13 protein-coding genes are annotated in these 12,369 nt (G+C 74.3%); 11 read left to right on the forward strand and 2 right to left on the reverse strand.

Annotated features, from left to right (window positions below; all coding sequences use genetic code 11):
• The first annotated feature begins 83 nt into the window (after nucleotides 1–83).
• The 6 genes from ACFWJB_RS08425 to ACFWJB_RS08450 all read left to right on the forward strand — a co-directional run bounded on the left by ACFWJB_RS08425 (nucleotide 84) and on the right by ACFWJB_RS08450 (nucleotide 6,710).
• Nucleotides 84–1,544 carry a hypothetical protein gene (locus ACFWJB_RS08425; RefSeq protein ID WP_386921078.1) on the forward strand — a complete coding sequence of 487 codons (1,461 nt, stop codon included), beginning with the start codon at nucleotides 84–86 and terminating at the stop codon, nucleotides 1,542–1,544.
• Nucleotides 1,545–1,656: 112 nt separating this feature from the next.
• The gene (locus tag ACFWJB_RS08430; protein ID WP_386921080.1) at nucleotides 1,657–2,925 is read left to right on the forward strand and encodes an AAA family ATPase; all 1,269 of its coding nucleotides are present in this window, start codon (nucleotides 1,657–1,659) and stop codon (nucleotides 2,923–2,925) included.
• Between the two features lie 194 nt (nucleotides 2,926–3,119).
• Nucleotides 3,120–4,325 carry a VWA-like domain-containing protein gene (locus ACFWJB_RS08435; protein WP_386921216.1) on the forward strand — a complete coding sequence of 402 codons (1,206 nt, stop codon included), beginning with the start codon at nucleotides 3,120–3,122 and terminating at the stop codon, nucleotides 4,323–4,325.
• A gap of 165 nt (nucleotides 4,326–4,490) precedes the next feature.
• On the forward strand, nucleotides 4,491–5,282 hold the full coding sequence (locus tag ACFWJB_RS08440; protein ID WP_385457392.1) for an alpha/beta fold hydrolase: 792 nt from the start codon (nucleotides 4,491–4,493) through the stop codon (nucleotides 5,280–5,282).
• A 40-nt stretch (nucleotides 5,283–5,322) separates the two neighbouring features.
• Nucleotides 5,323–6,084: a ZIP family metal transporter gene (locus tag ACFWJB_RS08445; RefSeq protein ID WP_385457394.1), complete on the forward strand. Its 762-nt coding sequence runs from the start codon at nucleotides 5,323–5,325 to the stop codon at nucleotides 6,082–6,084.
• A 221-nt stretch (nucleotides 6,085–6,305) separates the two neighbouring features.
• A complete protein-coding gene (locus ACFWJB_RS08450; protein ID WP_386921083.1) occupies nucleotides 6,306–6,710 on the forward strand; it encodes a PGPGW domain-containing protein in 405 nt (134 codons plus the stop codon).
• A 25-nt stretch (nucleotides 6,711–6,735) separates the two neighbouring features.
• Here the strand turns inward: ACFWJB_RS08450 and ACFWJB_RS08455 are convergent, their stop codons facing one another.
• Both ACFWJB_RS08455 and ACFWJB_RS08460 read right to left on the reverse strand, forming a co-directional pair.
• Entirely contained in the window at nucleotides 6,736–7,293 is a 558-nt protein-coding gene (locus ACFWJB_RS08455; RefSeq protein ID WP_386921085.1) for a pyridoxamine 5'-phosphate oxidase family protein, read from the reverse strand.
• A 142-nt stretch (nucleotides 7,294–7,435) separates the two neighbouring features.
• Nucleotides 7,436–7,813, reverse strand: coding sequence for a winged helix-turn-helix transcriptional regulator (locus ACFWJB_RS08460; protein WP_385457520.1), 378 nt, complete (start codon nucleotides 7,811–7,813; stop codon nucleotides 7,436–7,438).
• A gap of 131 nt (nucleotides 7,814–7,944) precedes the next feature.
• Between ACFWJB_RS08460 and ACFWJB_RS08465 the strand changes: the two genes are divergently transcribed.
• The 5 genes from ACFWJB_RS08465 to ACFWJB_RS08485 all read left to right on the forward strand — a co-directional run bounded on the left by ACFWJB_RS08465 (nucleotide 7,945) and on the right by ACFWJB_RS08485 (nucleotide 12,338).
• Complete coding sequence (locus tag ACFWJB_RS08465) at nucleotides 7,945–8,802, forward strand: NAD(P)-dependent oxidoreductase (RefSeq protein ID WP_385457522.1); 858 nt, start codon at nucleotides 7,945–7,947, stop codon at nucleotides 8,800–8,802.
• A gap of 144 nt (nucleotides 8,803–8,946) precedes the next feature.
• Nucleotides 8,947–9,519 carry a TetR/AcrR family transcriptional regulator gene (locus tag ACFWJB_RS08470; RefSeq protein WP_386921087.1) on the forward strand — a complete coding sequence of 191 codons (573 nt, stop codon included), beginning with the start codon at nucleotides 8,947–8,949 and terminating at the stop codon, nucleotides 9,517–9,519.
• The gene (locus ACFWJB_RS08475; RefSeq protein WP_386921089.1) at nucleotides 9,509–10,699 is read left to right on the forward strand and encodes a GDSL-type esterase/lipase family protein; all 1,191 of its coding nucleotides are present in this window, start codon (nucleotides 9,509–9,511) and stop codon (nucleotides 10,697–10,699) included. Before ACFWJB_RS08470 ends, ACFWJB_RS08475 begins: the two co-directional genes overlap by 11 nt.
• Nucleotides 10,700–10,913: 214 nt before the next feature.
• Nucleotides 10,914–11,201 carry a hypothetical protein gene (locus ACFWJB_RS08480; protein WP_386921091.1) on the forward strand — a complete coding sequence of 96 codons (288 nt, stop codon included), beginning with the start codon at nucleotides 10,914–10,916 and terminating at the stop codon, nucleotides 11,199–11,201.
• A gap of 96 nt (nucleotides 11,202–11,297) precedes the next feature.
• Entirely contained in the window at nucleotides 11,298–12,338 is a 1,041-nt protein-coding gene (locus ACFWJB_RS08485; protein ID WP_386921093.1) for a substrate-binding domain-containing protein, read from the forward strand.
• The last annotated feature ends 31 nt before the right edge of the window (nucleotides 12,339–12,369 follow it).

A 12,369-nucleotide genomic window follows, 5' to 3' on the forward strand; every position in this document is an offset into this window, starting at 1 on the left:
ATCACACCGGCGGTTACCATGCCCGCGATGACGAACTTCACCTCGCACGGATTGGGGGAATCGTTCGCCGAAGGTGAGTGCTGATGGCACATCACTTCGCGAACGGTATCCCGGCCCACCTGTTGATGTGGCAGCGCGTACGTGAGTACGCCGTGCCACCGTCCATGATCGAGACCGCGACCGCACGGCGTGCGGTCGGTGACTGGGCGGGGGCCTGTGCCGCCGCCCGGATCGACGTCGACCTCGATCTGCGCGCCGTGCGCGACCGCCACGGCACCGACCTCGCCCGCCGCCTCCGCGCGGACCTGCGCCGGCTGGCGCCGGACCTGCTGCGCTGGCACATGCCCCGGATCGCCCCCGACGGACGGCTACGACCCGGCCTCACCGTCTCCCTCGCCCGTTATCCCGGCTCCGGCGCCACGACGCCGCATCTGGTGGTGCGCACACCGCCCGCCCGGGCGGACGCCGGCCAGCGCATGTCCCTGAGTCTGTGGGACGGGTCCGGCGGTGACCCCGTCGGGCATCATCCGCATCCGCATCCCGACCGGCGCTTCCGGCTCGACCTGCACCGGCACCTCTGGGACGCCGACCGGAGCGGTGAGCTGGCCCGGCGGTGCGGCGCGGTCGGGGCAGGGTCCGCGCCGGCGCCCCGCGATGTCACCGGACACGCCACTCCTGACCTGCCCAACGCGGCCTGGGCGGTGGGGCGTTGGGCCGCCGAGGCGGAGTACCTGTTGCGTGCGGAGGAGCGCCCGCGGGACTCCTTCACCGTACGGCTCGGGCCTCGGACCCGCGCCGTGCTCCGGCTCGTGGCCCCCGACGACACTCATGTCCCGACGTTCCGGCCCGTGCCCGAAGCGCTGCCGTCCCAGGAGGTCGCGGCGCTCCCGGTGCTGCCGGAGGCGGCGGCCCGGGTCCTGCCGGACCTGGAGCTGTTGCAGGCGGGGCTCGTCACGGCCGGTGAACTGCATCCGCTCGTCGCCCCGGCCCTGACGGGTCACGGCGCACCGTCCGGGCCGGCCGCTTCCGGTCCGCGGGCCGGACTCGTCCCCGGGTCCGGCGATCCGCACCGGGTGGAGTGCCGGGGCGAGATCCACCGGATCGCCCTGCGGGACGGTGTGCTGACGGCGGTCGACCACGACGCGGACCAGTTGCGGCGGGAGGACCTGCTGGCGGCGCTCGGCGGACCGCCGCTGCCCTGCCTGCGGGCCATCGACGCCGTACACCGCAGCCCGGAGGCCCTGCCCGCGGTCCGGGAGCGACTCGGTCACGGTGACGCGGCCGGGGCGCTGGCCGTGGTCGAGGCGCTGCTCGGCCCGGGAGCGGTCCTGCGCGACGGGCCGCTCCGGGACGCGCTGGAGTCGGCCGCGGCCCGCCGGGTCGAGCACGGGCTCTACCGCTCGGGGCTGGTCGCCGCGCATCCCGCCGCCGGAGCGGCGCGCACCGAGGCGGGGCACCGTCCCCGGGCGGACCGCCGGATCCCGCTCGCCATGCGCAGCAAGCGGGGCAGCCGGGTCCGGCCCCGCACCGGCCTCGCCTCCTGACCGGCCGGCCCACCCGCTTCCCCGTGCCCTTCTGCGGCTCCCGCCGTATGTCCCCCATGACCTCCGGGACGGGCCCTCCCGTCCCTCCGTCCCACACACCCAGGTGATGACCATGACTTCCCGCACTTCCCTGCCCGGATCCACCGGGAGCACCGACTCCGAACTCGTCCTGGCCGAGGCCCTGCTGTCCCTTCTGCGGACGACCACCACCGAGCCCCGCCCCGACGAGAACCTCGAGGCGCTCACCCTGGCGGTCGCCGCCGACCTGCCCGTCCTGCTCTGGGGCGAGCCGGGCATCGGCAAGACCGCGGCCCTGACCCAGCTCGCCGGCTCCCTCGACCTGCCCCTCACCACGGTGATCGCCAGTGTGCACGAGCCGTCCGACTTCTCCGGGCTGCCCATCGTGGGTGACGACCCGGCCGTGCAGGGGGTGCCGATGGCGCCGCCGCAGTGGGCCGTCGAGCTGGTGCGGGCCGGGCGGGGCCTGCTCTTCCTGGACGAGCTCTCCACCGCCACCCCGGCCGTCCAGGCGGCCCTGCTCCGGGTCGTCCTGGAGCGGAGGGTGGGCGCACTGCGACTGCCGCCGGGGGTACGGATCGTGGCCGCCGCCAATCCGCGGGCCTCAGCGGCCGACGGGTGGGAGCTGAGCCCGCCGCTGGCCAACCGGTTCGTGCACCTGTACTGGGCGCACGACCGGGAGGTGGTGGTGCGTGGGCTGGGCGGGGTCTGGCCCCGGGCGGAGCTGCCCCGGCTGGATGCCGAACGGCTGCCGGAGGCGGTGGCGTTCGCCCGGCGGGCGGTCTGCGGCTTCCTGAAGGCCCGGCCGACGCTTATCCACCGGCTGCCCAGCAGCGAGGCGCGGCGCGGCGGTGCCTGGCCCTCGCCCCGCAGTTGGGAGGCCGCGTTGACGCTGCTCGCGTTCGGCACGGCCGCCTCCGTCTCCCGGGACGTGCTGGCGCTGCTGGTGCGGGGGGCTGTCGGGGACGGGCCGGGCCTCGAACTGCTCGCACATCTGGACCGGATGGACCTGCCCGACCCGGAGTCGCTGCTCGCCGACCCGGCCGCCGCCGAACTGCCGGAACGGGGGGACCTGAGGCAGGCGACGCTGGAGGCGGTGGTCGCCGCCGTCGGAGCGCGTCCGCGGCGGGAGCGGTGGGAGGCCGGCTGGGCGGTGCTGGTGCGGGCCCTGGAGACCGGCACCCCGGATCTGCTGGTCGCCCCCGCGACGGCGTTGGCCGCGCTGCGGCGCGACGACTGGGAAGTGCCGGCGGCGGTGGAACGGATGGCCGGGGTGATCGGCCTCGCCCGGCGGGCGGACCGGTCGGTGGAGCGGGTCGCGGCGGCGGCCGGCACCGCGCGGGCGGCGGGGACGAGCCGATGACGGGGGCCGGGCGGCGACCGGAGCCGCGTCCCGCGTCCCGCCGGAAGCGGCCGGTGCCGTACCCGATGAGGCCGGTCGCGCCCCCGCGTCCGGTACGGGCCGAGCTGCCTGAGCCGTGGAACGGAACCAGGGCCGGGGCGGGTGAGCCGGCCGTGCCCGGGGAACGGGCCGGCGGGCCGGAGCTCCGGCTGGACATGGAGAAGCTGCTGGCCGCCCGGCTGTACGCGGTGAAGGTCCGGCCCTACCTGGCCGACGCGCTGTTCGCGCTGCACGTGGTGGAGGACCGGTCGGTGCCGACGATGGCGGTGGACGCGCACTGGCGCTGCTACGTCTCCCCCGGCTTCGTGGCGCGCATGCCGCTGGAGGAACTGGCGGGCGTCTGGGTCCATGAGGTCTCCCACCTGCTCCGGGACCATCACGGGCGGGGTGAGCGGTACGCGCGGGAACACGAGGAGCACGGGCCGGGCGAGCGGCTGCGGCGGAACATCGCCGCCGACTTCGAGATCAACGACGACATCTACGGGGACGGCCTGCCCCGGCCCGAGGGCGCGGTGCTGCCCTCGCTGCTGCGGCTGTCCTCCGGTCTGCTGATGGAGGAGTACCTGCGGACCGCGTCGATGTCCGGGCTCGCCGCCGGCCTGGCCTGGTTGGACTGCGGCAGCGGCGCGGACGGGCAGGAGCGGCCGTGGGAGCTGGGGCCCGACGGCGCGCACGGGCTGAGCAGGCAGCAGCGGGACGCGGTCCGCTTCCGGGTCGCGGAGGGCATCAAGGGGCGGCCCGGTGACGCACCGGACGGGTGGCGCCGCTGGGCGGACGAGGCCTTCCACCCGCCGCAGCCGTGGCGGCAGTTGCTGGGAGCGGCGGTCCGCTCGGCGGCCGGTGCGCCGGGGGCGGGCGAGAACCACAGCTACCGGCGTCCGTCCCGGCGGTCGGCGAGCGTGCCCGGGGTGCTGCTGCCGAGTCTGCGCCGTACGCCGCCCCGGGTCTGCGTCGTGATCGACACCTCCGGGTCGGTGAGCGACGCGGAGCTGGGCAGCGCGCTGCTGGAGGTGGCGGCGATCTCGCAGGCGGTCGGCGGGCGGCGCGACCTCGTCTCGGTGATCTCCTGCGACGCCGCGGCCGGGGTCGCCGCCCCGCTGTGCCGGGCCGAGAACATCGAGCTGCTCGGCGGCGGCGGAACGGACCTGCGTTCCGGTTTCGCGCAGGCGCTGCGGTCCCGGCCCCGCCCGGACGTGATCGTCGCGCTGACGGACGGTCAGACGCCGTGGCCGTCCGCGCAGCCTCCGTGCCGCACGGTGGTCGGGCTCTTCCCGCGACCGGCCGGCGGCGTCGACGAGAGCGACCCGGACTACGTCCCGGACACTCCCCCGGCCTGGGCACGTGTGGTCACCATCGGCTGACGGGTGCGGGCGGAGCAGGATGCTCGCCAGGGCCGTCCGGATCGCGACACAGCGGCGGGAGGCACGGGCGCGAAAGGCGGTCCGGCTCCGGCACGCTGTTGCGGGTGCGGGGGCCGGGCCGGAGACTGGCCCCGCGGGGACAGCCGTCGAGAGGGCCGGGACACCATGGGCGACTACGCGGACCTCCCTGGGGTCCGTACCTGGTACGAGACCGAGGGGACCGGTGATCCGCTGGTCCTGCTGCACGGCGGCTTCTGCACCAACGACACCTGGGGTGCGCAGCGCACCGACCTCGCCGCCGCGTACCGCCTCTTCCTCCCCGAGCGGCGGGCACACGGACACACCCCCGACGTCGAAGGGCCGCTCACCTACCAGGACATGGCCGACGACACGGTGGACTTCCTCGAGACGGTCGTCGGGGCAGCGGCCCACCTGGTCGGCTGGAGCGACGGGGGCATCGTCGCCCTGCTCGTCGCCGCCGCACGGCCCGACCTGGTGCGCAAGGTCGTGCTGATCGGGGCGAACTTCCGTCCGGGCCCGGAGTGCTTCGTCCAGCCGTCGATGCTGGACGCGATGACGCCGCAGAGCCCCGCTCTCGCGTTCTTCCGCGAGTTGTACGAGGCCGCCACGCCGGACGGCGCGGACCACTGGCCGACGGTCGCCGCGAAGCTGACCGACATGTGGCGCACCCAGCCGACGATGACCGTCGAGGACCTGGCCCGCGTCCGGGCACCCACTCTCGTCCTCGTCGGCGACGACGACATGATGACGCTGGAGCACACGACCGCGCTCCACCGCGCGATCCCCGAGTCGGAGCTGGCCGTCGTCCCCGGCGCCTCGCACCTGGTCCCGCTGGAGAAGCCGGCCCTCGTCAACCGGCTGATCCTCGACCATCTGGCGCAGGACTCGGTCGAGACGATGATGCCCATCCGGCGCGCCCCCGCCCCGGGCTCCTGACGCACGGCATCGTCGGGGCGCCGCCGGGTACCGGCAGGGGATGATCGAGGTGGTGCGGGCGGGGCTGTGGGGACTGCTGGCGGGCTCGGCCCTGCTGCTGGGGGCGGTGATCGGCTTCGGGGTGCGGGTGCCGCAGAAGGTGATCGCCACGGTGATGGCGTTCGGAGCGGGGGTGCTGCTCTCGGCGGTCTCCTTCGAGCTGGTCGGGGAGGCCTACGACGAGGCCGGGCTGGCTCCGGCCGCGGTCGGGACGATCCTCGGCGCGGTGGCCTACACCGTCGGCAACCTCTGGCTGGCGCGCCGGGGCGCCCGGCACCGCAAACGCTCCGGCCACCGCACGGCGCAGGCGCAGCCGTCCGAGGCCCAGCAGGGCGGGTCCGGTCTCGCGCTGGCGCTCGGGGCCCTGCTGGACGGGGTCCCGGAGTCCGCCGTGATCGGGGTGAGTCTGCTCGACGGCGGCGCGGTGAGCCTGGTGACCGTCGCGGCGGTGTTCATCAGCAACGTACCGGAAGGGCTGTCGAGCTCCGCGGGGATGAGGAGGGCCGGCCGGAGCAGGGGGTACGTCTTCGGTGTGTGGGGCGCGATCGCGGCCGCCGGCACCGTGTCCGCCGTCCTCGGCTACACGGTCGTCGGGGCCTTCTCCCCGGCGGTGATCGCCGCCGTCACCGCCGTGGCGGCCGGGGCGATCCTCGCCATGATCGCCGACACGATGATTCCGGAGGCCTTCGAGGACGCCCACCTGGCCATCGGCCTGGTCACGGTGAGCGGCTTCCTCGTCTCGTTCGCCCTGTCCCACGCCTGAGCCGCGGAGCGGCCGTACGGCGGCGGATCAACCGGACGCGGGCCGCCGTGATCCGCCGGGCGGTCCGGGCGGCGATGCGGGGATCGACGGCACGACGCGGTCGTCCCTGCGGCAGGGGCATGGTTTGCCGCGGTACGGGGAACAGAGGCGCGGTGGCATCGGCCGCACGGACGCGCGCCACCGTGGGGCCGTCCGCGCTGAGCTCAGGAGAGTGGGACGACATGGCGCGAAGCGTCGAATCGGTCCGGCGAGTGGCGCTGGGTGCCCTCGGCGCGGTGCTGGTGCTGGTCGGTGTGGCCCTGCTGGTGCTGCCCGGCCCGGGGCTGCTGCTGGTGTTCGCCGGAGTGGTGCTGCTGTCCCGCGCCGTACCCGCGCTGGACCGGTACGTCGGCCCCGTTCGCAGGCAGGCGATGCGCGGGGTCGAGGAGAGCGTCTCCTCGCCGTGGCGTATCGCCGGGTCGGTCACGGCGGGACTGTGCCTCGTCGGGGCGGGTCTGGTGTGGGGGCTGGTCCCCCGGGTCCCGTTCGCCGGGTGGGGCACGGGAGCGAGCCTGATCCTGTCGGGCCTCGTCCTGTTCACCCTCCTCGCCTGGAGCTACCGCCGCGTCCACGGCGACCGTCGCTGAGCCGCGGTCCCGAGCGGGCCGGTCGTCAGAACACCCACCGCGTGTGGCTGTACACCCCGCCGTCGCGGCCGAAGCCGTACGCCGTGGCCGGGGCGACCGCGTACACCGTCGCGTGCCCCTCTCGGAACGCGTCCCCGATCCCGTGGAAGGTCCCGTCGGGTGAGGTGATGTGCCGCCCGTACTTCGCCTCGTACGCCGCGATCACCTCCTCGAGGACGGCCGGGTCGGCGACCGGTTCCGCCGTGCCCTCGACGACGAGGTCGAGCCCCCGGGTGAGTGAGTTCCCGCCGGTGGTCAGCGCGCAGTGTCCGTCGTGGGCGAGGTTCCTCGCCTTCTGCTCCCCGGCGCCGGTGGAGAAGTACAGCGTCCCGCGGTGCCAGGCGGCGATCACCGGGGTGACGTGCAGGCGCCCGTCGGGCCGCACCGTGGACACCCAGAAGATCTCGGCGGTCTCCAGCTGCCGCTGGGCCTCGGCCCACTCGGTCGCCGTGGCGTCCGCGGCACCCGGACGGGGATTGAGCGCCGAGCTGTAGCGGGCGTCCAGCTCGGTCGTGGGCCGCTCGGGGCGGTCTTGTGCCGGCATGGCGGTTCTCCTTCCCTCTCCTCATGAGTCCTCATGAGGAGCTCTCCTCATGAGGACCGGTTCCGCGCGCCGGAATCATCGCGGTCGTCGCGGAACCGGCCCTCACCGCGGGAATACAGGCCGTGGTCGGGACCGGGTGCGCTCACGCCGGGGCGGCGGCGGTTCCGGGGACGTCGACCGTCTCGCAGCCTTCGCGACGCATCCGTTCGCTCCCCCAGGCACCGAGCGGCCCGAGCGCCTGGTTGAGGGTGTGCCCGTGCTCGGTCAGGGAGTACTCCACCCGCGGCGGCACTTCGGCATACACCTCCCGCAGCACCAGACCGTCCGCCTCCATCTCACGCAGGTGCTGCGTCAGCATCTTCTCGCTCACCCCCGGCAGACCGCGGCGCAGCTCGGCGAAGCGGCGCACGCCATGAGTGTCGAGTTCCCAGAGGATCAGTCCCTTCCACTTGCCGCTGACCACATCGAGCGCTGCGTCGACGCCGCAGATGTACGGCCCGTTCCTCGGCGCCTTGGCCATCATCGATCCCCTTACGAAAAGGTAAGTACCGCAGTAAATAGTGGGTACTTCCGAGCCTAGTCACGCTCTTCGAGGATGGAGGCGTGAACGAACAGAACCGCACCACCAGGCAGAACAGCGCCGTGACCGTGATGGGGCTCGGCCCGATGGGTCAGGCGATGACCCGTGCGCTCCTCGCCGCGGGCCACCGGGTCACCGTGTGGAACCGCACCGCCGGCCGGGCCGACGGTGTCGTCGCCGAGGGGGCGACGCTGGCGGCGACGCCCGGCGCCGCGGCCGAGGCGAGCGACCTCGTCGTCCTCAGCCTCACCGACTACCGGGCGATGTACGACGTCCTCGGCACCGCCACCGCGTCGCTCGCCGGCCGCACCCTGGTCAACCTGAGCTCCGACACCCCCGACCGCACACGCGAGGCCGCGACCTGGGCGGCCGGCCACGGCGCCGCGTTCCTCACCGGAGGTGTGATGGTGCCCGCGCCGATGGTCGGCACGGAGGCGTCGTACGTCTTCTACAGCGGCCGCGAAGAGGTGATGGAGCGTCACCGGGAGACACTGGCGCTGCTCGGGACGCCGAAGTACCTGGGTGAGGACCCGGGCCTGGCCCAGATGATGTACCAGGCCCAACTCGCGGTGTTCCTGACCACCTTGTCCGGCCTGATGCACGCCACGGCGATGCTGGGCACCGCCGGGATGAAGGCCGAGGAGTCCCTGCCGGAGCTGCTCTTCTTCACCGACTCGATCGGCGCCATACTGCGGGCCGGTGAGGAGCGTCCCGGTGCCGCACTCGACGCGGGAGAGCATCCCGGCGACCTCAGCACGGTCACCATGATGGGTGCGACGTCCGACCACATCGTCGAGACCAGTACGGCGCTCGGCCTCGACCTCGCGCTCCCCCTGGCGGTACAGGCCCACTACCGTCGCGCGATCGAGGACGGGCACGGCAGCGACAACTGGACGCGCATCATCGACGGCATCCGAGGACCTCGCTGACCGCGCGGCACGGCGTACCCCTTGCTCCCCGGGCTTGACGCCCGGCCGGCGCCGCACCATCCGCGACTGCCGCCCGAATGACCAGCGCTTGCCTAAAGGCTTTAGGCATGAGCATAATGCCTTTAGGTGAACGGGAGGCAGGTCATGGTTCGAGCAGGGCTGACGCCGGAACGGCTGACCCGGGCGGGCGCGGAACTGGCCGACGAGGTCGGCTTCGACCAGGTGACCGTCTCGGCGCTCGCCCGGCGTTTCGACGTCAAGGTCGCGAGTCTGTACTCGCACCTGAAGAACTCCCACGACCTCAGGACCAGGATCGCCCTGCTCGCGCTGGAGGAGCTCGCGGACCGGGCGGCCGCCGCGCTGGCCGGGCGGGCCGGCAAGGACGCCCTGGCCGCCTTCGCGGACGCCTACCGGGACTACGCCCGGGAGCACCCCGGCCGCTACGACGCCGCCCGGCTACGGCTCGACCCCGAGACGGCGGCGGCCAGCGCCGGCGTCCGGCACGCGCAGATGACCCGGGCCATCCTGCGCGGCTACGACCTGACGGAGCCGGACCAGACCCACGCGGTCCGGATGCTGGGCAGCGTCTTCCACGGCTACGTCAGCCTGGAGATGGCCGGAGGCTTCAGCCACACCGCCGTCGATCCGCAGGAGTCGTGGGCCTGGATGCTCGACTCACTCGACGCCCTACTACGGAACCAAGGCAATGAGCACTGACCACGACACCGACCACGACTGGGTCACCACACCCGTGACCGCTGACCTGCTGCGCGGTCACCTCGACGTCGAGCGCACCGCGCAGGGCCTGCTGCCGCACCGGCTGCCCGCCAGGGCCCGCCGGCAGATCCCCGACGACCAACTGGCCGTGGCGGAGGCCCAGCCCTCCGGCGTACGGCTGGTCTTCCGTACCCGGGCCACCACCGTCGAACTGGTCACCCTGCCCACCAAGCGGGCCTACCGAGGCCTCCCCGCCCCGGCGGACGGCGTCTACGACCTGCTGGTCGACGGCCGCCTCGCCGCCCAGGCCACCGTCGCGGGCGGCAACGTCCGCACGGTCGTCGACATGGTCACCCAGCGCGCCGAACTGCGCGAAGGGCCTGCCGGCACCGCCCGGTTCACCGGTCTGCCCGCACGGGACAAGGACGTCGAGATCTGGCTCCCGCACACGGAGATCACCGAGCTGATCTCGCTGCGCACCGACGCCCCGGTCGAAGCGGCGCCGGACCGCGGGCGCCGGGTGTGGCTGCACCACGGCAGTTCCATCAGCCACGGCTCGAACGCCGCCCACCCCACCGCCGTCTGGCCGGCACTGGCCGCGAGCCGGGGTGGAGTGGAGCTGGTCAACCTGGGGTTCGGCGGCAGCGCGCTGCTGGACCCGTTCACCGCCCGCGCCATGCGGGACACCCCCGCGGACCTGATCAGCCTCAAGGTCGGCATCAACATCGTCAACGCCGACGCGATGCGCCTGCGTGCCTTCGTCCCCGCGGTGCACGGCTTCCTGGACACCGTCCGCGAGGGGCATCCGGGCACGCCGCTGCTCGTCGTGTCGCCCGTCCTGTGCCCCGTCCAGGAGGACACTCCCGGCCCTCTCGCACCCGACTTCGACGGCGGGACGGTGCGGTTCAAGGCGACTGGCGATCCCGCCGAACGCGCGGCCGGACGCCTGACGCTGAACGTCATCCGCGACGCGCTCGCCCGGATCGTCGAGCAGCGGGCCGACGACGACGTGAACCTGCACTACCTCGACGGCCGTGAACTGTACGGCGAGAAGGACTACGCGGAGTTCCCGCTGCCGGACGAGGTCCACCCCGATCCCGCCGGTCACCGCCGCATCGGCGAGAACTTCGCCCGGCTCGTGTTCGCGGACGGCGGCCCCTTCGCCGCGACGGGCGGCTGACGCTTCGCCCGCGCGGTCGCCGAGGCGTCCACCGGGCCGGGCGTGTGACGGCGTCCCGAAGTGGGGACTGTTCAGGGCGATGTGTTCCTCGTCGGGGGCGCGGGCGCCCCACCACCGCCGTCCCGCCCGGGCGTGCCCGGGCCCGCCACGAAAGGGCCGCGCCTCATGACGTCGCCCGCCGACCCGCCGTACCGGGCTCGCCCGCCCCGAGGACGTGACGCTGTTGGGCACGCTCGTCGACCACGTCGGTGACGTGGTGCGCGTCACCGTGGGCGCCGTCGTCGCGGCGTGGCGGGGCGATCCCCGCGACCAGCCGGGCGAAAGCGTGGGCGACTGGCGCTGGTGGCCGCTGGACGGGCTGCCGCAGGGGCTGTTCGAGTGCAGTGCCCAGATCCTGACCTCCTGGCGCGGCGACCTGCCGCGCATCGATCATCCGCCCGCGCACTTCACGCCGTTCGCGGAGGGGCCGTCGCTCCCCGCTCGGCCGGTCGGGGCGGGCTGACCCGGGCCCCGGCCGGGGGACCTCGTCCGGCCGGACGGCGCGTCGGCGAAGATGGTCGGCGTCAACCGTCCACGCCAGCGAGGAGTCTTCGCGCAGATGGCTACTTCCGCCCCCGGCCCGAAGCCGCCGACGATCGCCGACGTCGCCCGCGTCGCCGGTGTGTCGCGCACGACCGTGTCGCATGCCCTGAACGGGCTCGGCAAGGTCGACCCCCGGACCCGGGAGCGCGTCCGGCAGGCCGCGGCGGACCTGGGCTACCGCCCGAATCTGCGGGCGCAGCGGTTGCGGCGCGGACAGGCGAAGGCCATCGCGCTGGCCTCCTCGATGCCGTTCGCGGTGGCGGGCGGGCCGTCCCGGCTCGGGTTCTACATGGAGGTCGCGGCGGCCGCCGCGGAGAGCGCCCTCCTCCACGACTACGCCCTCGTCCTGGTGCCTCCCGTCCAGTCCGGCTCCGCGCTGTACTCCGTCGACATCGACGGGGCCATCGTGGTGGAGCCGGAGGTGGACGACGCCGCGGCCGCGCAACTGCGCGAACGCGGGCTGCCGTACGTGGCGCTCGGCAGGCCGGTGTCGCCGGACGACGACGCGCCCTACGTCGACCTGCGCGGCGATCTGGTGGCGGAACTGCTGCTCGAGCACCTGCACGAGCAGGGCGCGGTACGTCCGGCGCTGATCGTCGGCTCCGGTACCCGGCACTCGTCCGTCGACGCGCTCGCCGCCTACGAACGGGTCGCCGAACGGCACGGCTGGACGCCCGTAGTGGCGAAGGTGCCGGAGTCGGGGGGCGAGCAGGCGGGGTACGAGAGGTGCGCGGCCCTGCTCGCCGAGCACCCGGAGACCGACTCGGTGTGCGCACTGGTCGACGCCTTCGCGGTGGGCGCGGTCCGGGCCGTCCGGGACAGCGGGCGGAGGGTCCCGGACGACGTCATGGTCGTCACCCGCTACGACGGCCTGCGGGCCCGCACCTGCGAGCCGCCCCTGACCGCGGTCGACCTGCACCTGGACCGGGCGGCGGCCGACGCGGTGGAGCTCCTCCTGGGACGGCTGCGCGGGGACACCGCCACCGCGTCGGTGGCGGTGTCCCCGCGGCCGCGGGTGATCGCCCGGGCCTCGTCGGTACGGACCGCCCGCCCCTGAAGTCCGCCACGGACCGGGTCCGGCACAGGGC

The organism is Streptomyces sp. NPDC127100 (assembly GCF_042724095.1).
GTDB lineage: Bacteria > Actinomycetota > Actinomycetes > Streptomycetales > Streptomycetaceae > Streptomyces.